This is a genomic window from Acidiphilium acidophilum, from assembly GCF_033842475.1.
GTDB classification, from domain to species: Bacteria; Pseudomonadota; Alphaproteobacteria; order Acetobacterales; family Acetobacteraceae; genus Acidiphilium; species Acidiphilium acidophilum.
Genome location: NZ_JAWXYB010000018.1, coordinates 1091677 through 1114794 on the forward strand (window position 1 = coordinate 1091677; position 23118 = coordinate 1114794).

General features: G+C 64.9%; 21 protein-coding genes. 15 read left to right on the plus strand and 6 right to left on the minus strand.

Translation table 11 applies throughout. From position 1 onward, the window contains the following. Positions 1 to 100: 100 nt before the first annotated feature. Positions 101 to 1040 (minus strand): IS630 family transposase gene (locus SIL87_RS07875; RefSeq protein WP_319613622.1). Its coding sequence is split into 2 segments (ribosomal slippage): positions 101 to 706 and positions 708 to 1040, totalling 939 coding nucleotides; the frame shifts between segments, so codons are not numbered across the junction. 102 nt (positions 1041 to 1142) lie between these two features. Here SIL87_RS07875 and SIL87_RS07880 point away from each other — a divergent pair. From SIL87_RS07880 to SIL87_RS07905, 6 genes are read left to right on the plus strand one after another with little or no spacing between them, the layout of a single operon-like run. Then, the gene (locus SIL87_RS07880; RefSeq protein WP_319613623.1) at positions 1143 to 2240 is read left to right on the plus strand and encodes an acyltransferase family protein; all 1098 of its coding nucleotides are present in this window, start codon (positions 1143 to 1145) and stop codon (positions 2238 to 2240) included. 35 nt (positions 2241 to 2275) lie between these two features. Next, a complete protein-coding gene (proS, locus tag SIL87_RS07885) occupies positions 2276 to 3589 on the plus strand; it encodes a proline--tRNA ligase (protein ID WP_319613624.1) in 1314 nt (437 codons plus the stop codon). Further along, on the plus strand, positions 3589 to 4836 hold the full coding sequence (locus SIL87_RS07890; RefSeq protein WP_319615935.1) for a lipoprotein-releasing ABC transporter permease subunit: 1248 nt from the start codon (positions 3589 to 3591) through the stop codon (positions 4834 to 4836). The genes proS and SIL87_RS07890 overlap by 1 nt, the downstream gene beginning before the upstream one ends. After that, complete coding sequence (locus SIL87_RS07895) at positions 4829 to 5506, plus strand: ABC transporter ATP-binding protein (RefSeq protein WP_319613625.1); 678 nt, start codon at positions 4829 to 4831, stop codon at positions 5504 to 5506. The genes SIL87_RS07890 and SIL87_RS07895 overlap by 8 nt, the downstream gene beginning before the upstream one ends. Positions 5507 to 5523: 17 nt before the next feature. Continuing rightward, positions 5524 to 6462 (plus strand): alpha/beta hydrolase, encoded by a 939-nt coding sequence (locus tag SIL87_RS07900; RefSeq protein ID WP_319613626.1) that lies wholly within the window; start codon positions 5524 to 5526, stop codon positions 6460 to 6462. Beyond that, positions 6452 to 6916 carry a phosphate-starvation-inducible PsiE family protein gene (locus tag SIL87_RS07905; RefSeq protein ID WP_319613627.1) on the plus strand — a complete coding sequence of 155 codons (465 nt, stop codon included), beginning with the start codon at positions 6452 to 6454 and terminating at the stop codon, positions 6914 to 6916. Before SIL87_RS07900 ends, SIL87_RS07905 begins: the two co-directional genes overlap by 11 nt. A gap of 131 nt (positions 6917 to 7047) precedes the next feature. Here the strand turns inward: SIL87_RS07905 and SIL87_RS07910 are convergent, their stop codons facing one another. Further along, positions 7048 to 8835, minus strand: a complete 1788-nt coding sequence (locus SIL87_RS07910; RefSeq protein WP_319613628.1) for an ABC-F family ATP-binding cassette domain-containing protein — start codon at positions 8833 to 8835, stop codon at positions 7048 to 7050. A 66-nt stretch (positions 8836 to 8901) separates the two neighbouring features. Here SIL87_RS07910 and SIL87_RS07915 point away from each other — a divergent pair, with 66 nt between their 5' ends. Beyond that, positions 8902 to 10509 carry an NAD(P)/FAD-dependent oxidoreductase gene (locus SIL87_RS07915; RefSeq protein WP_319615936.1) on the plus strand — a complete coding sequence of 536 codons (1608 nt, stop codon included), beginning with the start codon at positions 8902 to 8904 and terminating at the stop codon, positions 10507 to 10509. 102 nt (positions 10510 to 10611) lie between these two features. Here SIL87_RS07915 and SIL87_RS07920 read toward each other — a convergent pair whose 3' ends face one another. Next, entirely contained in the window at positions 10612 to 11436 is an 825-nt protein-coding gene (locus SIL87_RS07920) for an IclR family transcriptional regulator domain-containing protein (RefSeq protein ID WP_319613629.1), read from the minus strand. A 111-nt stretch (positions 11437 to 11547) separates the two neighbouring features. Between SIL87_RS07920 and SIL87_RS07925 the strand changes: the two genes are divergently transcribed. The 7 genes from SIL87_RS07925 to SIL87_RS07955 all read left to right on the plus strand — a co-directional run bounded on the left by SIL87_RS07925 (position 11548) and on the right by SIL87_RS07955 (position 18517). Further along, the gene (locus SIL87_RS07925) at positions 11548 to 12570 is read left to right on the plus strand and encodes a glycosyltransferase family 2 protein (RefSeq protein ID WP_319613631.1); all 1023 of its coding nucleotides are present in this window, start codon (positions 11548 to 11550) and stop codon (positions 12568 to 12570) included. Positions 12571 to 12691: 121 nt separating this feature from the next. After that, positions 12692 to 13708 (plus strand): site-specific DNA-methyltransferase, encoded by a 1017-nt coding sequence (locus SIL87_RS07930; RefSeq protein WP_405055259.1) that lies wholly within the window; start codon positions 12692 to 12694, stop codon positions 13706 to 13708. Then, positions 13705 to 14619: a YicC/YloC family endoribonuclease gene (locus SIL87_RS07935; protein ID WP_319613633.1), complete on the plus strand. Its 915-nt coding sequence runs from the start codon at positions 13705 to 13707 to the stop codon at positions 14617 to 14619. Before SIL87_RS07930 ends, SIL87_RS07935 begins: the two co-directional genes overlap by 4 nt. Before the next feature lie 6 nt (positions 14620 to 14625). After that, positions 14626 to 15216 (plus strand): guanylate kinase, encoded by a 591-nt coding sequence (gene gmk / locus SIL87_RS07940; RefSeq protein WP_319613634.1) that lies wholly within the window; start codon positions 14626 to 14628, stop codon positions 15214 to 15216. A gap of 106 nt (positions 15217 to 15322) precedes the next feature. After that, positions 15323 to 15529, plus strand: a complete 207-nt coding sequence (locus tag SIL87_RS07945) for a DUF3311 domain-containing protein (RefSeq protein ID WP_319613635.1) — start codon at positions 15323 to 15325, stop codon at positions 15527 to 15529. 8 nt (positions 15530 to 15537) lie between these two features. Next, positions 15538 to 17070, plus strand: a complete 1533-nt coding sequence (mctP, locus tag SIL87_RS07950; RefSeq protein WP_319613636.1) for a monocarboxylate uptake permease MctP — start codon at positions 15538 to 15540, stop codon at positions 17068 to 17070. Positions 17071 to 17233: 163 nt separating this feature from the next. Then, complete coding sequence (locus SIL87_RS07955; protein WP_319613637.1) at positions 17234 to 18517, plus strand: MFS transporter; 1284 nt, start codon at positions 17234 to 17236, stop codon at positions 18515 to 18517. Here SIL87_RS07955 and SIL87_RS07960 read toward each other — a convergent pair. Continuing rightward, positions 18486 to 19301: a DODA-type extradiol aromatic ring-opening family dioxygenase gene (locus tag SIL87_RS07960; RefSeq protein ID WP_319613638.1), complete on the minus strand. Its 816-nt coding sequence runs from the start codon at positions 19299 to 19301 to the stop codon at positions 18486 to 18488. The genes SIL87_RS07955 and SIL87_RS07960 overlap by 32 nt on opposite strands. 67 nt (positions 19302 to 19368) lie before the next feature. Next, the gene (gene fumC, locus SIL87_RS07965) at positions 19369 to 20823 is read right to left on the minus strand and encodes a class II fumarate hydratase (RefSeq protein WP_319615937.1); all 1455 of its coding nucleotides are present in this window, start codon (positions 20821 to 20823) and stop codon (positions 19369 to 19371) included. Positions 20824 to 20920: 97 nt separating this feature from the next. Between fumC and SIL87_RS07970 the strand changes: the two genes are divergently transcribed. After that, positions 20921 to 21202 carry a DUF427 domain-containing protein gene (locus SIL87_RS07970; RefSeq protein ID WP_319613639.1) on the plus strand — a complete coding sequence of 94 codons (282 nt, stop codon included), beginning with the start codon at positions 20921 to 20923 and terminating at the stop codon, positions 21200 to 21202. A 29-nt stretch (positions 21203 to 21231) separates the two neighbouring features. Here SIL87_RS07970 and SIL87_RS07975 read toward each other — a convergent pair whose 3' ends face one another. Then, positions 21232 to 23064, minus strand: coding sequence for a methyl-accepting chemotaxis protein (locus SIL87_RS07975; protein WP_319613640.1), 1833 nt, complete (start codon positions 23062 to 23064; stop codon positions 21232 to 21234). Between the last annotated feature and the right edge of the window lie 54 nt (positions 23065 to 23118).

The window sequence follows — 23118 nt, forward strand, 5'->3', positions numbered from 1 at the left end:
TGGTTCTTCATTCTGCCGTGTGACTGGCGTTTCCTCCCTGAACTTGGCCCGCTGGCCCTTTGGTCGGCGGGCTTTTTTCTGGCATTAGAGCGTGATAGGTTTAAGTTGAGTATCCTGCATCCTTGAAATAGTTGGCGCATTCCTGTGGAGTGATCCTGTCGAGCAGGGTCCCGATGCAGGTTTCGGTTTGTGCGATTGTTCGTGCGTTTTCCTTGCGGAGGAGGGTCTTGAGCTTGGAGAAGGCTTGCTCGATCGGATTGAGGTCTGGACTGTACGGGGGCAGAAAGAACAGCTTCGCGCCGGCCGCCCTGATCGCGCGTCGCACGGCCAAGGATTTGTGGCTGCTCAGATTGTCCATCACGACGATGTCGCCGGGCCGTAGTGTCGGCACCAGGAATTGCTTTACCCATGCGAGGAAACTGATGGCGTTGATCGGACGGTCGAACACGCAGGGGGCGATGATCTCGTCGCACCGCAGGCCAGCGACGAAGGTCAGGGTTTTCCAGTGACCATGCGGCACTTTGTCGACCAACCGTTGGCCGATGGCGCAGCGCCCGTGCAGGCGCGTCATGTTGGTCTTGGTCCAGGTTTCATCGATGAAAATCAGTCGGTTGGCATCGATCCTGCCTTGCACCTGGCGCCATTGCCGGCGGCGCCGTGCGACGTCAGCGCGGTCTTGCTCGCTGGCGTGCAGCGTTTTTTTTAAAGGTGAGGCCTGTGTGGTCGAGGAAGTGCCACACGCCGTAGTAGCTGATCTCGACGGCGCGTTGGCGCAACTCAGCCAACAGTTCGCGCCCGGTTATATCGGGCTTCTTCGCGATCCGCGCGTTGATCCAGTCTGCCTCTTTGGCGAGCTTGAAAGGCTTTTTGCCTCCCATCGGCAATGCTGCCGGACTGCCCACCGCATCAGCACGCTCCACCCAGCGGATCGCGGTAGAAATCCCAACCTGATAAAGCTCAGCAGCCGCACGTCGGCTCATCCCCGCGGCCACGGCTCCAACAACACGCTTACGCAAGTCCAACGAATAGGGTGCACCCATCGATGCTGGCCTCCATTCCAGCCAGCACCTTGAATCGTATTTTCCGCCGCGCCGGAATCCCTAAACTCGACTCAACCTTAAGAAATCATGCTCTAGTCCCAAATGATGAACAAATCACGCGAATTGACGGACCTTACCGCCTGCCGCGCGATTTTCGCGCTCTGGGTCTTCGCCTATCACATCAACCTCCATGCCCAGTTCAGCCGCCATCTCGGCCCGCTCGGCGCGATCATCGACAAGGGCTATCTCGGCGTCGACGGGTTCTTCGTCCTCTCCGGCCTGATCCTCGCCCGCGTCGATGATAAAATTCCCATGACCCGCCAGGGCATCACCCATTTCTGGGGCAAACGCCTCGCGCGTCTCTATCCGGTCCACCTCGCAGTGATCGTCCTGCTCGGCGCGATCTTCATCGGCGGCCTTGCCATCGGCATCGTCCCGCGCCAGCCGGACCGGTTCGGCACCATCGCCCTTATCGACAATCTGTTGCTGGTCCAGAGCTGGGGGTTCCTGCATCACTGGACCTGGAACTACCCCTCATGGTCGATCAGCACGGAATGGGCCGGCTACCTGATCTTCCCCTTCATCGTCGTGAGCTTCAGCCGATTCTACTACATGGCGGTCATCGCGGCCCTGCCGCTCTGCCTGTTCATCCTGTGTGTGGTCTCGTTCCACTACCGTGGGCTCAACCTCACCTTCGGCGCCTCGATGCTGCGCTTCTTCCCCGAGTTCATCGCCGGCATGATCACCACGATCGCGGTCCCGCTCTTCGCCGATGAAGCGAACGGCGCGGCAATCGGCCTCGTGGGAGCCCTTGTCGCCGCCGCCTTCGCCTGGGCTGGTCACGATGCCATGACCGTCTTCGGTCTCTGGCTGATGCTCTACGGTTTCGCGATGCAGGGCGACGCCGAAAAACCCGCCTATCTCGGCCGCATCAAGCCCCTTCATTACATCGGCGTGATCTCCTACCCGCTCTACATGAGCTTCGCCCCCGCCGAACTGGTCACCTCGCAACTGTTCCGCCGCCTGCACGAGCCCCCGGCCACGGTTCCGCTCGCCTATTCCGGCCTGTTGATCGCGCTCACCTTCGCCCTCGGCATCGTCCTGCACCTCCTGATCGAAAAACCCGCCCGTGTCGCCCTGAACCGCCGGCTCGACCCCGCCCGTGCCGAGGCTCTGGCCGAGGGCTCCGTGCCGCTGTAGGAGAACGGGCACCAACCACTCGCTCAGGACATCGCATGCGCCTCTCCCGCTCGCTCATCCCCACCATCAAGGAAACCCCCGCCGAGGCGCAGATCGTCTCGCACCGCCTGATGCTCCGCGCCGGGATGATCCGCCAGCAATCCGCCGGCATCTATGCCTGGCTGCCGAGCGGCCTGCGCGTGCTGCACAACATCGCGAACATCGTCCGCGCCGAACAGGCGAGGGCAGGGGCGCAGGAAATCCTGATGCCGACCATCCAATCCGCCGATCTCTGGCGCGAAAGCGGGCGGTACGACGCGTACGGCCCGGAAATGCTCCGCATCCGCGACCGTCACGACCGCGAGATGCTCTACGGCCCGACCAACGAGGAAATGCTCACCGCCATCATGCGCGAGTCGGTGCAATCCTACCGCGACCTGCCGCAGATGCTCTACCAGATCCAGTGGAAATTCCGCGATGAGGTCCGCCCCCGCTTCGGCGTCCTGCGCGGGCGTGAATTCTACATGAAGGACGGCTACAGCTTCGATCTCGACTACGCAGCCGCTGTCTCAAGCTACCGCCGCATGATGCTGTCCTACATGCGGATCTTCCGCACCATGGGCGTCCGCGCCATCCCGATGCGCGCCGATACCGGCCCGATCGGCGGCGATCTCTCCCACGAGTTCCACATCCTCGCCCCGACCGGCGAAAGCGGCGTGTTCTACGATAAAGCCTTCGAATCGATCGACCTCGGCAACGACACCTATAATTACGACACCCAGGCCGACCTCGACGCCTTCTTCGACCAGATGACCACGCTCTACGCCGCAACCGATGAAAAACACGATACCGAAGCCTGGGCCAAAATCCCGGAGTCCGACCGCCGCGAGGGCAGGGGCATCGAAGTTGGCCAGATCTTCTACTTCGGCACCAAATACAGCGAAAAAATGGGCTTCTCCGTCGTCGGCCCGGACGGCGCGAGAATCCACCCCGAAATGGGCAGCTACGGCATCGGCGTCTCGCGCCTCACCGGTGCGATCATCGAAGCCAGCCACGATGACGCCGGGATCATCTGGCCCGATGCCGTCGCGCCGTTCCGCGCCGCCATCCTCAACCTCCGCCAGGGCGACGCCACCACCGACAAACTCTGCGAAGACCTCTACGCCCGCCTGGGCGACGCCGCCCTCTACGACGACCGCGACGCCCGCGCCGGCGAAAAATTCGCCGACGCCGATCTGATGGGCCATCCGTGGCAACTCATCGTCGGACCGCGCGGTGCCGCCAAAAATCAGGTGGAACTCAAGCGCCGCCACACCGGCGAACGCGCCGAACTCTCCCTCGAAGATGCGCTCGCGAAAGTGCTGGCTTGATGTTCAACGCCTTCGAGCGCCGCGTCGCCTTCCGCTACCTGCGTGCCCGCAAGGGTGAGCGCTTCGTCTCGATCATCGCGATCTTCTCCCTGATCGGCATCGCCCTCGGCGTCGCCACCCTGATCATCGTGATGAGCGTGATGAACGGCTTCCGCCAGGAACTCCTCGCCCAGATCCTCGGCCTGAATGGCGATATCGGCGTCTACGGCGCGGGCCACAACATCAGCCAGTACGATGCCGCCGCCGGCAAACTCATGAAAATCCCCGGCGTGATCAGCGCCATCCCGATCGTGCAGGGCGAGGTGCTGATGACCGGCCCGCACGGCGGCGCGATCGGCGGTGTTGCCCGCGGTATCCAGCCCTCCGGCCTCGCCGACCTCAAGACCGTCTCGCATCACATCATCTCAGGCACCCTCAAGGGCTTTTCCGGCAACGACGTCGCGATCGGCGCAGGCGTCGGTACCCAGCTCGGCATCCCGCTCGATGGCACCATCACCCTGGTCCTGCCGCAGGGCAACGCGACCATCATCGGCACCATCCCCCGGATCGAGAGCTTCCACGTCACCGCCATCTTCCAGACCGGCATGGCGCAGTACGATTCCAGTTTCGTCTTCCTGCCGCTCAAGGCCGCACAAACCCTGTTCCGCGCGCCCGATGCCGCAACCCAGATCCAGCTCTTCGTGAAAAACCCCGACAAGGACGGCCCGATCAAAGCCGCCATCCCGCAAGCCCTGTCCGGCACGCCGGTCAACGTGGTCGACTGGCAGGACAGCAACAATGCCTTCTTCGCCGCCGTCAACGTCGAACGCAACGTGATGTTCCTGATCCTCACCCTCATCATCATCGTCGCCGTCTTCAACGTCGTCTCGTCCATGATCATGATGGTCAAGGACAAGACCGCCGATATCGCGATCCTGCGCACCATGGGCGCATCGTCCGGTTCGGTCCTGCGGATCTTCTTCATGGTCGGCGCCTCGGTCGGCGTGCTCGGCACGGTCATCGGCTTCGGCCTCGGCGTCGTCTTCTGCACCTATATCGAAAACATCCGCATGTTCATCCAGAACATCACCGGCACCCAGTTGTTCAACCCCACCGTCTACTATCTCGAATCCCTGCCCGCGAAACTCGAATGGAGCCAGGTGATCGAAGTCGTCCTCCTCGCCATCGCCCTGTCCTTCGCCGCCACCATCTACCCGAGCTGGCGCGCCGCCCGCACCGACCCGGTCGAGGCCCTCCGCCATGAGTGACATCCTCACCCTCGATAAAGTCACCCGCACTTTCGGCAGCGGCGACGAACAACTCCACATCCTGCGCGGGGCCGATCTCACGCTGCGCGCCGGTGAAATCACCGCCCTGGTCGCCCCGTCGGGCTCGGGAAAATCCACCCTGCTCCATCTCGCCGGCCTGCTCGAAGGAGCCGATTCCGGCACGATTCGGATCGGCGGCATCGACACGGGACGGCTTTCGGATTCCGAACGCACCCGCCTCCGCCGCGATGAAATCGGCTTCGTCTACCAATCCCACCACCTGCTCGCCGAATTCACCGCCCTCGAAAACGTCGCGATCCCGCAAATGATCGCCGGCAAATCCCGCGCCGATGCCGAGGCCCGCGCCGCCACCCTTCTCGCCGCTTTCGGCCTGACCAATCGCGCCAACCATCTGCCCGGCAAGCTCTCCGGCGGCGAACGTCAGCGCGTCGCCATCGCGCGCGCCATGGCCAACGCCCCCAAACTCCTGCTCGCCGACGAACCCACCGGCAATCTCGACGTCGCGACCGCCGATATCGTTTTCAACGAAATGCTCCGCGCCGTTCGCGGCGAAAACATCGCCGCCCTCATCGCCACCCACAACCCCGACCTCGCCGCCCGCATGGACCGCACCATCATCCTGCGCGACGGTCTGCTGGTCGCATCCTGAACCACGGAGACCTGCCCATGGCCGAACTCGACCGCAGCGCCGCTACAGTGCTCGACATGATCCGCCTTTCCGGCGCCCCCGCCACCCATACCCTCACCCCCGAACAGGCGCGCCTCGCCTATCGTGCCGCCCGCGCCGCGCTGAGCCCCGAACCGCCCGCCCTCGCCGAAATCCGCGATCTCACCGCCCCCGGCCGCAACGGCGCCATCCCGCTCCGCCTCTATCGTGACGGCACCGATCCCGCCCCCCGCGCCGGAATGGTCTATCTCCACGGCGGCGGCTGGGTGATCGGCGATCTCGACACCCACGATGTCGTCTGCCGCCAGCTTGCCCAGCGCACCGGCGCCGTCATCGTCGCGGTCGACTACCGCATGGGCCCCGAACACAAATTCCCCGCCGCCGCCGACGATGCGATCGATGCCACCGCCTTCGTCGCCGCCAACGCGATTGATCTCGGCATCGATCCGAACCGCCTCGCCGTCGGCGGCGACAGCGCCGGAGGCAACCTCGCCGCCGTCGTCGCAATCGACGCGCGCGACAATCACGGCCCCGTCCTCGCCCTGCAGGCCCTCATCTATCCCTCGATCGCCATGTCCATGACCTCGCCAAGCCAGCAGGAATTCGCCGAAGGCTACGGTCTCACCCGCGAGACCATGATCTATTTCCGCAACCACTATCTCCGCAGTCAGGACGACACCCACGACTGGCGCGCCTCACCCATCCGCGCCGCCCACCACGCCAATCTGCCGCCCGCCCTGATCATCACCGCCGGCTTCGATCCGCTGCGCGACGAAGGCGAAGACTACGCCCGCACCCTCATCGCATCCGGCGTCCCGGTCACGGTGCGGCGCTTCCCCGGCCAGATCCACGGGTTCATCACCATGGGCCGCATCATCCCCGAAGCCACCGGCGCAATCGATGAAATCGCCGACGCCATGGCGGCCCGTGGCCTCTGAACCCAAGCCCCGGCTCCGCTGGCGCGCCCTGATCTTTCGCGGCTACGATATCGCGGTTGACGCGGTGATCATCGGTGTCATCCCGCTGATGCTCATCGCCCTCGGCTTCGCCTTCGTCGAAGCCGTCGTCACCACCATCCACCTGTTCCCCGACCTCCGCCCCGCCAAGGTCGACGGATTCGAACTCCGTACCCTGGTCGAACGCATCCTCGACGTCGTCATCCTGATCGAGCTGTTCAACACCTTCATGGACTACGCCCGCACCCGCCGCATCCGCCTCTCGACCCTGCTGGATGTCACCATCGTGTTCTCCCTGCGCGAAATCCTGATCAAACTCTACGCCCAGAAATTCTCCTCGCGCGATCTGGTGGCGTTGTGCATCTTGGTCATCGTGCTGGTGATCGCGCGGAGTATCACAATCAAGGTCTCGCCGGCGCTCGGTAAGGAAAGTTAAGCGGTTCTTTTTTGTAAAAAAGAACCAAAAAACTTTTATTAGTTTGGTCCGAGGCGCTCACTCGCCACAGGCTCCGCCCCCGAGTTAAAAAGTTTTTTGCTTCTTTTTTACAAAAAAGAAACCTTCCTTTCTTACCCTTCAACACTCTCCCGCCGCATCTCCAACTCCAGCCACTCCGCCTCCAACACGCCCATCCGCTCATGCAGCCCCGCCAGCGCCGTCATATTCGCCTGAAACTGCTCCGGCTGCCTGGTGAACAACTCGGTATCCGCGAACGTCGCCTCCAGAGTGTCGATCCGGCCCTGCACCGCGGCCATCTCCTCGTTCAATGCTTTCAGCCGGTGCCGGTCCTTGAACGAAAACGCGGCTTTTTCGTTCGCCCGCTTCGCCACCGGCCCGGCCTTGCGCACCGCCGCCGCCTCGCGCCCGCGCTCGCCGCGCTGCGCCAGCATATCCGAATAGCCGCCGGCATATTCCACCCAGCGCCCATCGCCTTCCGCCGCCAAGGTCGAGGTCGCCACCCGGTCGAGAAAATCACGATCATGGCTGACCAGCAGAATCGTCCCGGCATACTCGCTCAGCATGTCCTGCAATATATCCAGCGTCTCCAGATCGAGATCGTTGGTGGGTTCATCCAGGATCAGCAGGTTCGACGGTTTCGCCAATATCGCCGCGAGCAGCAACCGCCCGCGCTCCCCGCCCGAAAGCGTGCCCACCGGCGTGCGCGCCTGCTCCGGCCGGAACAGAAAATCCTTCATATAACCGATCACATGACGCGATTCCCCGCCCACTTCCACCAGATCGCTCTTGCCCCCGGTCAGCGTATCGGCGAGCGTCGTCGCGGGGTCGAGCGCCGCGCGCTGCTGATCCAACGTCGCCACCGCCAGATTGGTCCCGATCTTGATTGTCCCGGCATCCGGCTGATCCTGCCCCGTCAGCAAGCGCAGCAGTGTCGTCTTGCCCGCCCCGTTCGGCCCGACGATGCCCAGCCGATCGCCGCGCAGCACCCGCAGCGTCAGATCGCGAATGATGACCTGATCGCCATAGGATTTCGATATCCCCTTGGCATCCATCACGATCTTGCCGGACAGGGAGGCCGCGCTCGCGCTCACCTGCAACTCGCGGCTGTCCCGCTTTTCCTCCCGCTTCTTCTCGCGCAACCCGGCCAGTTCCGCGACCCGCCGGACATTTCGCTTGCGCCGCGCCGTCACGCCATAGCGCATCCAGTCTTCCTCGCGGGCAATCTCGCGCGAAAGCTTCTGCGCATCCCGCGCCTCCTGCTCGAACACCTCGTCGCGCCACGTCTCGAAATGCGCGAACCCCCGGTCGATCCGGCTGGTGCGCCCCCGATCCAACCAGACGATGCTGCGCGACACCTTCTCCAGCAGCCGCCGGTCATGGCTGATCAGCACGATCCCGGCGCGAGAGCCGCGCAACTCCGCCTCAAGCCATTCGATCGCGGGCAGATCCAGGTGATTGGTCGGCTCATCCAGCAACAGCACGTCAGGTGCCGGTGCCAACACGCGCGCAATCGCCGCCCGCCGCGCCTCGCCACCCGAAAGTCGCACCGTGGTCTCCGCCCCGCTCAACCCGAGCTGGTCCAGCAATCCCCGAGCCCGATGCCCGTCGGTCTCGGCATCCAGCCCATCCAGAACGTAATCCATCACCGTCGCAAACCCGGTCAGATCCGGCTCCTGCGGCAGATATCGCAACGTCGCCCCCGGCTGCAAAAACCGCGTCCCGCCATCCGCACCGATCATGTCGGCAGCGATTTTCAGCAGCGTCGACTTGCCCGAACCGTTCCGCCCGACGAGACAAATCCGCTCACCCGCCCCCACCCCGATCTCCGCCCCATCGAGCAAGGGCGATGCGCCGAGTGAAAGCCGGATATTCTGTAAATTCAGCAGGGGAGGGGCCATGTCCGCCTTGTGGCTATTCCGCCCCGGCATGGCAAGCGCGCACAGGACCGTCTAAACATGCAACCTATGCTCCGCCTTACCGAAATCATCCTCCCGCTCGACCATTCCGAGGCCGACCTCGCCGCCGCGGTCGCCGCACGCCTCGCCCCGGCCATCCCGAGCCGCTTCACCATCGCCCGCCGCGCGATCGACGCCCGCCGCAAATCCGCAATCAAACTGACCTACACGATCGATGCCGAAACCGAAGGTGAGCCCGAAATCCTCGCCCGCAACCACCCCCACATCCGCCCCACGCCCGACACCACCTACAAACCCCCCGCCATCCGCCCCGCATCCACCCGTCCCGCATCCACCCGCCCGATCGTCATCGGCACCGGCCCCTGCGGCCTGTTCGCCGCGCTCATCCTCGCCCAGGCGGGTCTCCGCCCGATCATCCTGGAGCGCGGCAAGCCGGTCCGCCAACGCACCAAAGACACCTGGGCCTTCTGGCGGCGCGGTATCCTCACGCCGGAATCCAACGTCCAGTTCGGCGAAGGCGGGGCAGGGACCTTTTCCGACGGCAAGCTCTACAGCCAGATCAGCGACCCCAACCATCTCGGCCGCAAAGTCCTCACCGAATTCGTCGCCGCCGGTGCGCCCGCCGAAATCCTCACCGTCGCCCACCCCCATATCGGCACCTTCCGTCTGGTCGGCATGGTCGAGACCATGCGCGAAACCATCGAACGCCTCGGCGGCGAATACCGCTTCGGTGCCCGCGTCACCGGCCTCATCCTCGATTCAACCCCCCGCCGCGCCCGTGGCGTGATCCTGGACTCCGGCGAAACCCTCACCGCCGACCACATCATCCTCGCCATCGGCCACTCCGCGCGCGACACGTTCGAAATGCTGCGCGATGCTGGCGTCCATCTCGACCCCAAACCCTTCTCGATCGGATTTCGTATCGAACATCCGCAGTCCATGATCGACCGCGCCCGCTACGGCAGCTTCGCCGGCAACCCGCTTCTCGGTGCCGCCGACTACAAACTGGTCCACCACGCGAAAAACGGCCGCAGCGTGTACAGTTTCTGCATGTGCCCCGGCGGCACCGTCGTCGCCGCCGCCTCCGAGCCCGGCCGCGTCGTCACCAACGGCATGAGCCAGTATTCCCGCAACGAACGCAACGCCAACGCCGGCATCGTCGTCGGCGTCACTCCGGCCGACTACCCCGATGCCGATCGAGGCGACATCCTCGCCGGCATGACCTTCCAGCGCCACCTCGAATCCCGCGCCTACCTTCAGGGCGGCAGCACCTACCACGCCCCCGGCCAGCTTGTGGGTGATTTCCTCGCCGCCCGCCCATCCACCAGCCTTGGATCAGTGATCCCCAGCTATAAACCCGGCGTTCACCTCACCGACCTCGCCCCCTGCCTGCCCGATTACGCCATCGAAGCCATCCGCGAAGCCATCCCCCACTTCGCCCGAAAAATCCCCGACTTCGACCGCGCGGACGCGCTCCTCACAGGTGTCGAAACCCGCACCTCCGCCCCCATCCGCATCACCCGCGATCCCTCCGGCCAAAGCCTGAACACCCCCGGCCTGTTCCCCGCCGGCGAGGGCGCGGGCTACGCCGGCGGCATCCTGTCCGCCGGAGTCGACGGTATCCGCGCGGCTGAGGCGGTTATACGTGCCGGGTGAAAAGTGAGTATAGGAAGGTCTTCTTTTTTGTAAAAAAGAAGCAAAAAACTTTTTTAATTGGCAGCAGGCGATTTTTATATTTTCTGATGAAGTAAATCTTGCCTATCCATGTGCTACTCGACCGCCATAAAGGGCAGTGATCGCATCCGCCGTCCGACGCACCTGCTCACCGAGTTGCGGAATCCGTGCATCCGTGATCCGCGCCATTGGCCCCGATACCGAAACAGCCGCCACCGCCTCGGCATGTTCGTTGAAAATCACCGCCGCAATGCACCGTAGCCCGATCGCGTGTTCCTCATCATCGATCGCATACCCCCGCGCCCGCGCCGCCGCGAGATCCTCGTGGAGATGGGCAGTGTTGTTGATCGTCTTCACCGTCATCCGCGCCATCCCCCGCGCATGCAGAATCCGCGAAATCTCGGCACGGTTCATCGCCGACAGCAGCGCCTTGCCCACGCCCGAGCAATGCAGCGGCACCCGACCTCCGGGCCGCGCGAACGCCCGCATCATCTGCCGGCATTCAACCTGCGCCAGATAGACCGCCTCGTGCTGATCCTCCATCGCGAGATTGACGGTCTCCTCGGTCAACTCCATCAGCGCGCGCATCGGGCCCGGAGCCAGGGCCGCGACGTTGCGGCTCTTGAGGAATGCCGTCCCGGTCGCGAATGCCTGCACCCCGACCGACCAGACCCGCCGTTCCGCATCGAAATGGACATAGCGCTCCTGTTCGAGCGTTGTGAGCAACCGATGCGCGGTGGACGGCGACAGCCCGACCTGCTGGCCGATCTCGATCAGCTTCAACCCCTCGTCGGACGCTCCGAGCCGGTTCAGAATCGCCAGCGCCCGCACCAGCGATTGCACCTGCATCGACCGTTCCGCCGGTGCCGCCATCCTCACCCGCGCCGCATCGCCCCGTTCAACCGCCATCCCGCCGCCCTCTGACCCTGTCATCATATCGAACCGATCGAACCGCCCCGTCAACGCCGGACCATCACGCCCGCCTGTGCGATGCCCGCAAATCGTGCCATCATCGACCCCATGGCCGAACCCGCCCCAACCGCGCCCCGCCTCGACGCTCCCGGCGTCCGTCCCCCCACCATCTCGATCGTCGTTCCCTTCCATAACGAGGCCGCGAACATCGCCCCGCTGCACGCCCGCCTTTCCGCCGCGCTCGATGCCGGGCCGGACAGTTGGGAACTCGTCTGCGTCAACGATGGCAGCCGCGACGACACGCTCCCCCGCCTCGTCGCCCTCGCCGCGCACGATCCGCGCGTCCGCGTCATCGATCTCTCCCGCAATTTCGGCAAGGAAGCCGCCCTCACCGCCGGGCTCGATTTCGCCCGGGGCGATGCCGTCATCCCGCTCGACGCCGATCTCCAGGACCCGCCCGAAATCATCGCCACCCTGATCGCGAAATGGCGCGAAGGTTTCGAAGTCGTCAACGCCGTCCGCGCCTCGCGGGAGGGCGACGGTCCGGTGAAGCGCGCGACCGCCCACGCTTTCTACCGGATCATCAACCGGATGAGCGATGTCGAAATCCCCGCCGATACCGGCGATTTCCGCCTGATCTCCCGCCCCGCGCTCGACGCCCTGAAACGCCTGCCCGAGCGCCGCCGCTTCATGAAGGGCCTGTTCGCCTGGGTCGGTTTTCGCACCGCGACCATCACCTACAACCGCGCCCCCCGCCATGCCGGCACCACGACCTGGAACTACTGGAAACTCTGGAATTTCGCGATCGAGGGCATCACGTCGTTCTCCAGCGCCCCGCTCCGCCTCGCCTCGTATCTCGGCTTCGCGGTCTCGATCTTCGCCTTCGTCTATGCCGTGATCACGATCTTCAACAAGCTGATCTACGGCAATCCGGTCAAGGGCTACCCATCGCTGCTGGTCGCGGTCCTGTTCCTCGGCGGCGTCCAGCTCCTCGCCCTCGGCGTGCTCGGCGAATATCTCGGACGGCTTTACGAGGAGAGCAAACAGCGCCCGGTCTACCTCGTCCGCGCCGCCTGGAACGCGGCACCCGATCCCTCACAGGGCTCGCCCGAACGCCCCGATCACCATTGACGCGACTACGGCGCGTTCGTCAGGTATAAGGAACGTCAACCAGCCGAGGCCATCCTTGCCCTTGTCCGCCATTCGCGAACTCCCGCTCGACCAGTTGCTCCTCGGCGATGCCGCCGAGACCATGCGCATGCTGCCCGATGCCTCGATCGACTGCATCTTCGCGGACCCGCCCTACAACCTCCAGCTCCGCGGCGAACTCCGCCGCCCCGATGACAGTCTGGTCGACGGCGTGGACGACGATTGGGACAAATTCACCGATTTCGCCGCCTACGACGCCTTTTCCCGCGCCTGGCTCACCGAAGCCCGCCGCCTGCTCCACAAGGACGCCACGATCTGGGTGATCGGCTCGTACCACAACATCTTCCGCCTCGGCGCGATCATGCAGGATCTCGGCTTCTGGATTCTCAACGACGTCATCTGGCGCAAAACCAACCCGATGCCCAATTTTCGCGGACGGCGCTTCACCAACGCGCACGAAACCATGATCTGGGCGGCGCGCGAGCCGAAATCGCGCTATCGTTTCAACTACCAGGCCATGAAATCCCTCAACGACGACACCCAGATGCGCAGTGACTGGACCATTCCGCTCTGCACCGGCAACGAACGCCTGCGCAACCAGCACGGGCTCAAACTCCACCCGACCCAGAAGCCCGAAGCCCTCCTTCACCGCGTCATCCTCGCCGCCACCAATATCGACGACGTGGTGCTCGATCCGTTCTCGGGCACCGCGACCACCGCCGCCGTCGCCAAACGCCTCAACCGCCATTTCATCGGCATCGAGCGCCACCCCGCCTATGTCGAAGCCGGCTGGGCCCGCCTGCGCGAACTCCGCGCAGCCCCCGCCCATCTCACCGCCTCAGCCACCAACCGTCGCGAAGCCCCGCGCATCGCCTTCGGCGTTCTGGTCGAACGCGGGCTGGTCCCGCCCGGCACCATCCTGCACGACCGCCTCCGCCGCATCGCCGCCACCGTCACCGCCGATGCCACCATCATCGCCGGCCCTCATCGCGGCTCGATCCATCAGGTCGGCGCCCTCGCGCAGAACGCGGCAAGCTGCAATGGCTGGACCTTCTGGCACATCGAGCGCGACGGCAGGCTTGTCGCCCTCGACCATGTGCGCGAAACCCTTCGCCCATGAGCACTGGCGTCACCACCATCGCCTCCATGACCGGCTTCGCCCGCACCGCCGGCACGTACCACGCCACGACCTACGCGTGGGAACTCCGCAGCGTGAACGGCAAGGGGTTCGATCTCAAACTCCGCCTGCCGCCGGGCTTCGATGCGCTGGAACCCGCCCTGCGCGAAGCCGCCGGCCGTCGCCTCAAACGCGGCAACATCTCGGTCGCCCTCACGCTCAAGCGCGAGAGCATCGCCTCCACCATGATCGACGAAGCCATGCTCGATCTCTACCTCGCCCGCGCGCTCGACCTCGCCCGCCGCATCCCGAACGCCCCACCGCCCCAGCCCGAGGCCCTGCTCGCCTTGCCCGGCGTGATCCGTCCGATCGCCGACACGACCGATCCCGACGCCGATGAAGACGAACAGGCCGGCCTCGCCACCGCCCTCGCCGCGAGCTTCGAAGCGGGCCTCGCCGATCTCGTCATCGCCCGCAACGCCGAAGGCGATCGTCTCGCCACCGTCATCGAAGCCCTGCTCACGCGGATCGATAGCCAGGTCAAAGCCGCCTGGGCTCGTGCGGAGGAGCAGACCCTCCAGCATCGCGCGCGCCTCGAAGCTGCCCTCGCCGCCCTCCTCGCCGAGTCCAACCCCGTCGCCCCTGACCGCCTCGCTCAGGAAATTGCGCTCCTCGCCACCAGATCCGACATCCGCGAAGAGCTCGACCGGCTGGACGCCCACCTCGCCGCCGCCCGCGCCCTCCTCGCCGAATCCGCCCCGATCGGCCGGCGATTCGACTTCCTGATGCAGGAATTCAACCGCGAGGCGAACACGCTCTGCAGCAAATCCACCTCGCTCCCGCTCACCGCCATCGGGCTCGACCTCAAGGCGGCGATCGAGCAACTCCGCGAGCAGGTCCAGAACATTGAATAAGCCCCGATGAACCGGCGCGGCCTCTGCCTCGTCCTCGCCGCGCCCTCCGGTGCCGGCAAAACCTCGCTCTCCCGCGCCCTCCTCGCGAATGACGGCTTCATCTCTCTCTCGATCAGCGCCACCACCCGCGCCCCGCGCGAGGGCGAGCAGGACGGCGTGCATTATTATTTCAAAACCCCCGAAGCCTTCGCCGCCATGATCGCCAACGGCGAATTCCTCGAACACGCCAATGTCTTCGGTCGCGCCTACGGCACCCCGCGCGCCCCGGTCGAAGCCGCCCTCGCCGCCGGGCGCGACATCCTCTTCGACATCGACTGGCAAGGCTACCGCCAGCTCCGCGCCGCCCTGCCGGACGATGTGATGGGCGTCTTCATCCGCACCCCCTCGCTCGACGATCTCCGCATCCGCCTCATCTCCCGCGGCGACGACGACGCCACCATCGCCCGCCGCATGGCGGAAGCCGAAACCGAACTCGCCCACCAGAGCGAATTCGACTTCATCATCGAGAACAAGGATTTCGACGTCGCCCTGACCGACCTGCGCGCAATCCGCCGCGCCTGCCGCCTCATGACCTCGCGGGTCGTAACGGGGCAGTAGACGTGCAGGAAGCAAGCGCCTCCCTTGCTTCGCGAGCGCCGATCGGCCTAGATATCCGGTAACAGTCCCGGCATCGGGATCAACGTAACGGGAGGTTATCAGCATCATGCCATCACAGGCACCCCCACCGGCATCCCGCGCCTCCGCGTGGCGGATTCTGCTGCTGATCCCCTTCATCGGCACGCTCTGGGTGCCGTTCTACAACCACCCGCTCCCCGCTCTCTACGGTTTTCCATTCTTCTACTGGTACCAGCTTCTCGCCGTCCCGGTTTCCGCCCTGATCATCTTCATCGTCTACAAAGCGGAAAGCTGAGTACCCCCATGACAACCGCGACTATCGTCTTCACCATCCTGATCGTGCTCGTCCTGGTGCTCGGCTTCGCCGCTGCGCGCTGGAAAAGCGGAGACCTCACCAAGCTCGACGAATGGGGCCTCGGTGGCCGCCAGTTCGGCGTCATCATTTCCTGGTTTCTGATTGGTGGCGACATCTACACCGCCTACACCTTCATTGCGGTTCCCGCGCTGATGTTCGGTGCCGGCGCGCTCGCCTTCTTCGCGGTTCCCTACACCATCGTCGCCTACCCGATCCTCTACGTCATCTTCCCCAAACTCTGGCGCGTCTCGGCCAGACACGGCTTCGTCACCGGCCCCGAATTCGTCCGCGGCCGCTACGGCAACCGCCTCCTCGCCCTCGCCGTCGGCATCACCGGCATCGTCGCGACCATGCCCTACATCGCCCTCCAGCTTGTCGGCATGCAAACCGTGATCGGCGGCCTCGGCATCACCGGCGCCGGCTTCGGCGCGCACCTCCCGCTGATCATCGCCTTCCTCGTGCTCGCCGCCTTCACCTTCACCTCCGGCCTGCGCGCCCCCGCCATGATCGCCATCGTCAAAGACCTGCTGATCTACCTCACCATCATCGTCGCCATCATCGTCATCCCCTACGAGCTCGGCGGCTTCGGCGCGATCTTCGCGAAAATGCCGCCCGCGAAACTCCTGCTGCCCACCCCGCCCGCCGGCAGCGGCGGTCTCTATTCCGGCTACGCCACCCTCGCCCTCGGCTCGGCCATGGCGCTGTTCCTCTACCCCCACGCCACCACCGGCATCCTCTCGGCCCGCTCGGGCGAAGTCGTGCGCCGCAACGCCGTCATCCTGCCGGCCTACTCCTTCATGCTCGGCCTGATCACCCTGCTCGGTGCCATGGCCGTCGCCGCCGGGGTCGCGGGCATGCCGCAATTCGCCGCGGGGTTCAAAGCCTACGGCCCCAGCTTCTCGGTCCCCGCTTTGCTGATCCACACCCTGCCGTCATGGTTCGTCGGCGTGGCCTTCGCCGCCATCGCCATCGGCGCCCTCGTCCCCGCCGCCATCATGGCCATAGCCTCGGCCAACATATTCACCCGCGACATCTGGCGCCAGTTCATCAACCCCCGCGTCACCCCCGGCCAGGAATCCATGGTGGCCAAACTCTTCTCGATCGTCATGATCATCGGCGCTCTGCTCTTCATCTTCGGCCTGCCGCTGAAATACGCCATCCAGCTCCAACTCCTAGGCGGCATGTGGATGATCCAGATCTTCCCCGCCATCGTGTTCAGCCTGTTCACCCGCTTCTATAATGGCTGGGCTTTGCTGATCGGCTGGGCTTGCGGCATCGTCATGGCAACCCACTACGCCCTGCTCAATCACCTCGCCGGTGCCATCTACCCGTTCCACATCGGCGGCTTCACCTTCCCCTGCTACATCGCCATCGCCACCTTCCTCCTCAACGTCGCTGTCTCGACCATCCTGTCTCCCATCATCAACACCTTCGCCTCCGACCGCATCCACGACATCACGGCCGAAGCCGATTACGTATGATCGCGCGGCCATCAGAGCGACGGCGCAGAAAAGACCAAGGGGCGCTGCCCCCCGGCCCGCCCCCTTGCCTGAAACTCAAAGGTTCTAAGGGCTCCGCCCTTAGCGGGGTCCAGGGGCAGAGCCCCTGGCCTTCTGCCCCCCGTCTGTCGAGCCACCGCGCGCCGTGAGCGGACTCTTACCGCGACGGGCGCGGCGTGGGGCGGCATTCGGGTTCATCATGGCGACGATCCTGCTCGACATGCTGGCGATGGCGATCGTCTTGCCGGTCCTGCCTAAACTGATTCAGGGTCTGGTACGGGGCGACACGGTGGTTGCCGCGCATGTGTTCGGTCTGTTCGGCGCGGCATGGGCCGCAATGCAGTTCATCACAGCACCGGTGCTGGGTGCCCTGTCCGACCGCTATGGCCGCAGGCCGGTGATATTATTGTCCTGTCTGGGTCAGGCCGCCGATTTCGTGGTGATGGCTCTGGCGCCGGATGTGGCGTGGCTGCTGGTCGGGCGGATGCTGTCGGGCGCGTCATCGGCGAACATTGCGGCGGCGAACGCCTATATCGCGGATGTCACCCCGGCGGAGCGCCGGGCAGCGGCATTCGGCATATCCGGCGTTGCGGCGGCCTTGGGGTTCGTGCTGGGTCCGGCGCTGGGCGGAATTCTGGGCGGGGTGTCGCTGCGCCTGCCATTCTGGTTCGCAGCCGGTCTGGCATTGGCGAATTTCATCTACGGATGGGTTGCGCTGCCGGAATCGCTATCGAAGCGGGCGCGCACGCGGTTGACCTGGCGCGGCCTCAATCCGCTATCGGCGCTTGCATTTTATCTGCGCCCCGGCATTGCGGCACCGGCGACCATCTATGCGCTCGGCACGCTGGCCCTCCAGGCGATCCCCTCGGTGCTGGTGCTCTACGTGCAGGACCGGTTCGGCTGGATACCGCTGAAAATCGGCCTGACCCTTGCGGCGGCGGGAATCGGCTTCGCTCTGGTCGGTGGCCTGCTGGTCGGCCCGGTGGTCAAGCGGTTCGGCGAGGTTCGCACGTTGATTCTGGGGCTGTTACTGGGCGCGGCGGGGTTCGGGGTTTTCGGCTTCGCGCCGCGCAGTCTCATCTTCTGGGCCGGGGTGCCGGTGATCTCGTTCTGGGCGCTGGCGATGCCCTCGGTGCAGGGGATCATGGCGCACCGGGTCAGCGGCGCGGCGCAGGGGCGGTTGCAGGGCCTGCTCAGCAGCCTGTCCGGCCTCACCGCGCTGATCGGCCCGTTATTATTCACCGCAATCTATGCGAAATGCCTCGGCCCCGGCGGTTCGGCCCTGGTCTGGACCGCCGGATTGCCCCTCGTCACCGCCGGGGGGCTGCTGCTCGTTTCGATGCTGCCGATTTTGCGCCTCGGCAATGTTGTGCCAGCGGCCAGCCCGAGCGCCTGCGTCAGTCGTGAACGGCGGCAGGCCGATCGCTGACGCGGTCGAACGCATAGGCGTCCATCCGCAAAATCGCATGCTCGGTCGAACGATGCAGCCGATGCGCTTCGATGTCCGGCCCCGCCGCGCCCATCGCCGTGAAGAGCGGCAGCAGATGTTCCTCGGTCGGGTGTTCGTCGTGCGCATGCGGCGCAAGCGACCGGTAATCGAGCAGCGCCGCGATATCGGCGCGTGCGATGGCGTCATCCATCCACGCGCTGAAAGCGGTCACGTCCCCGGCTTCCGGCGCATCCACCGCCTGACCGCGAAACCGCCGCAAATCATGGGTAAAATTGCCCGACCCGAGCACCAGCACCCCCTCGTCGCGCAACGGCGCCAGCGCGCGACCCACCGCAAACGCATGTTCCGGCCCCAACATCGTCTGCACCGAAAGCTGCAGCACCGGCACATCGGCCATCGGATAGGCCAGCATCACCGGCACCCACGCTCCATGATCGAGCCCCCGCACCGGATCGATCCCGGTCGCGAACCCCGCCGCCGTCAGCAGATCCGCAACCCGCGCCGCCAGTGCGGGATCGCCGGGCGCGGGATACTCGATTTCGAACAACGCCCGGGGAAATCCGCCGAAATCATGGATCGTCGCGTTGCGGGCCACTGCATTGACCATCGGCGTCACGGTCTCCCAATGAGCGGACACCACCAGAATCGCCCGCGGCTTGGGCAGCGCCGTCCCCAACCCGGCCAGAAACGCCCGTGCCGGCGTCGGCGTGATCGCCAGCATCGGCGATCCGTGGCTCACGAAAATAGCTGGCAACGCATCCATGGTCCGAACCCATCATAATCGTTCGATACTGATATAATCGTCCGCCCCCGTCGTTTCCATCACCCCTTCATGCGCCGGCAAGACCCCTGCCCACCAGTTTCGCCGGATCGACGATGCGATCGAATTCCGCCCCGTCCATCCCGGCATAAGCCATCGCCGCGTCCCGCAGGCTCAGCCCTTCCGCCTCGGCCCGATGCGCCACCATCGCCGCCCGATCATACCCGATCACCGGGCTCAGCGCGGTCACCAGCATCAGCGAACGCCCGATCTGCTCGTCGATCCGCTCCCGGTTCAACACGGTCCCCGCCACCGAAAACCGGTTGAGCGTGCCGCAGGCATCTGCAAGGTTCCGGCATGATCGCAGCACATTATTGATGATGATCGGGCGCATCGCATTGAGTTCGAAATTGCCTTGGCTCCCGGCAAACGCGACCGCATTGTCATCCCCGATCACCTGAATGCACACCATCACCATCGCCTCGCACTGGGTCGGATTGACCTTTCCCGGCATGATCGACGATCCCGGCTCGTTCTCCGGTAAAACCAGTTCCCCGATCCCGCAGCGCGGTCCCGAAGCCAGCCAGCGCATGTCGTTGGCAATCTTCATCAATGCCACCGCGAGCCCCCGGATCGCCGCCATCACCGCGACCATCGCATCGAGCGACCCTTGGGCCGCGAATTTATTCGGCGCCGTCACAAACGGCTGGCCGGTCAGCGCGGCAATCCGTGCCGCAATCGCCATACTGAACCCGGGCCATGCCGCGATCCCGGTCCCGACTGCGGTGCCGCCCGCCGCCAACTCGTAGAGTCCCGCCTTCGCGGCCTCGATCCGCGCCAGCGCATCGCGCAATTGATGGCCGTAGCCGGACCACTCCTGTCCCACCGTCAGCGGCACCGCATCCTGCAGATGGGTCCGCCCGGTCTTGGGCACATCCATCCATTCCACCGCCTTCGCCTCGATCGCGGCCGTCAGCGCCGCTGCATTCGGCAACAACTGCCGCTCGAGAGCATCCAGCGTCGCCACGTGCATCGCAGTCGGAAACGTGTCGTTCGAGGATTGCGCCAGATTGACATCGTCGTTGGGGTGCACCGGTGCCTTGCTCCCGATCACCCCGCCCAGCAACTGGCTCGCCCGGTTGGCGAGGACCTCATTGATATTCATGTTGGACTGGGTGCCCGACCCGGTCTGATAAACAAATAACGGGAAATGGGCGTCGAATGCCCCGTCGAGCGCCTCATCCGCGGCCCGCACGATCGCCGCCGCCTTCCACGCCGGCAGCTTCCCCGCCGCGTGATTCACCTCCGCCGCCGCCTTCTTGACCAGCGCATAGGCCCGGTACACCTCAAGCGGCATCCGCTCCGCGCCGATCGAAAAATGCTTCAGGCTCCGCTGCGTCTGCGCGCCCCAGTACCGATCCGCCGGAACTTCGATCTCGCCCATCGAATCGCTCTCGGTCCGAAATCCGTGCGCCGCGATCCCGATCGCCACGTCGCGCAGGGCAGGGGGGTCATGCTCGTCCATCATCCGGACATGGGCAACCGCGCGCCCGCCGCCAACCCTTCCACTGTTCCGCGCCATGCCCATCTATCGTTACGCAACACATCTTCAGGAGCACGCCGTGGTCAAAGCCATCTGGAACGAATCGGTCATCGCGGAATCGGACGACACCGTGGTGGTCGAAGGCAACCATTATTTCCCGCTCGGGTCCGTCCGCGCCGCTTCCCTGCGCCCGAGCGCCACCACCTCCCGCTGCCCCTGGAAAGGCACCGCCAATTATCATTCGATAGAAATCGACGGCAAAACCAACCAGGACGCCGCCTGGTACTACGCCGATCCGCTCCCCGCCGCGTCCAACATCAAGGGCCGCATCGCCTTCTGGAAAGGTGTCACGGTCCGCTGATCGGCGAGCCGCCGCGACCTGACGCTCGGTTATCCCGCCTGTCGCAGCGGCACCCGCGCCCGACCCGGAGCGACCTCGGCAACCAGCCTGAACTGGGCCATCAAATCCGAGAGCGAATCGGCTTCATCAGATAACGCATGCGCTGCGGCAGTCGATTGCTCGACCATGGCGGCATTTTGCTGGGTGACCTGATCCATCTGATTGACCGCCATGTTGATCTGCGCGAGCCCGGTGGCCTGCTCCTGCGTCGAAGCCGCAATGTCGGACACGATATGATTGATCTCCCCGACCTGCTGAACGATCCGTTTGAGCGCCTTACCCGCCTCGGCAACCAGATCGACCCCGGTTGCAACCTGCCCGCCCGAGGTGCGGATCAGCGCGGTGATCTCCTTCGCCGCCTCGGCGGACCGCTGCGCCAGTGCCCGCACTTCCGAGGCGACCACGGCAAACCCGCGCCCCGCATCCCCCGCCCGTGCCGCCTCGACACCGGCATTGAGCGCCAGCAGGTTGGTCTGAAACGCAATCTCGTCGATCACTCCGGTAATCTTGCCGATTTCGCCCGCCGATTCCGCAATCCCGCCCATCGCCGTCACGGCGCGTCCCACCACTTCGCCCGATCGTTCGGCATCTTCCCGCGCCGCCTGTACCACATTTCGCGCATGGCTCGCCCCTTCGGCGGTCTTGCGCACGGTGGCGGTCACCTGATCAAGCGCGGCGGCGGTTTGCTCCAGACTCGCCGCCTGCTGCTCGGTCCGGCGCGACAAATCGTCCGACGCTCCGGCAATCTCCCCGGTCCCCGACCGGATCGCATCGGTATTCACCGCCACACGGGTCATCGTCGCATTCAACTGCGTGATCGCTGCGTTGAAATCGCTCCGGAGTGTCTCGTAATCGGCGGCGAATGGTTGCTCGATCCGCTGCACCAGGTCACCGGCGGCAAGTTTGCTCAACCCGCCGGCGAGTTCATCCACCACCCGGCCGAGATTCCGTGTGGTCTCTTCCCTGACCGCTTCCGCCCGCCGGCGTTCCCCCTCAGCCGCTTCACGCGCCTTGCTCGCTTCATCCTCCAACCGGCGCGCCTTGATGCCGGCGATCTTGAACGCATCGATCGCGGCGGCCAGAATGCCGATTTCGTCGGGTCGTGCGGTCCCCTCCACGGCGATACTGAAATCACCCTCGACCAGCCGTTGCGTCTGCGCCGCCAGCCCGCGCAAGGGCCGCGCGATCGTGCGCGACAGCCAGAACGCCACCCCGAAGATCACCAGCAGAATCGGCACCGCAAAGCCCGCGAATGCCCAGATCTCATTGATGAAAGCATGCCGCACGTTATCCAGATATACCCCGGTGCCGATCACCCAGTCCCACGGTGCGAAATAGATCACCGTCGCCACTTTCGGCTGCGGCGACGCCGATCCGGGTTTGGGAAACCGGTAGAACACCGGTCGAGGATCTCCCGCGACCGCGCGCTGCGCCATGATCCGGTTCGGATAGGTCCCACCGGCACTGCGGAGATTCCACGTATCCTGGCCGACCAGCTTGGGGTCGGGCGGAAAGATCACCCGCACCGCCTTGCTGGTATTGACGAAGACATACCCGTCCTTGCCGTATCTGATCGTGCTGATGATCCGTACCGCCTTGGCCTGCGCCTGCGCCTCGGTCAGTTGCCCCTTCTGCTCGCGCCGATAGATCGACTCGACCACCGAGCGCGTCACCTGCGCAATCGTATCGACCTTGTCGATCCGGTCCTCCACCATGGTCCGGTACAGAAGATGCAGCGCAAAGGCGCACAGGCAGATGAACCCGATCAGGCTGATCGCCGCCGTCAGATATAATTTGGTGGATACGTCGCGCCTCAGGATCATCTTCGGTCGTCCTCGCCGATCGGTTGCAATCCGGCGCATCTTAGACGGCAAAGA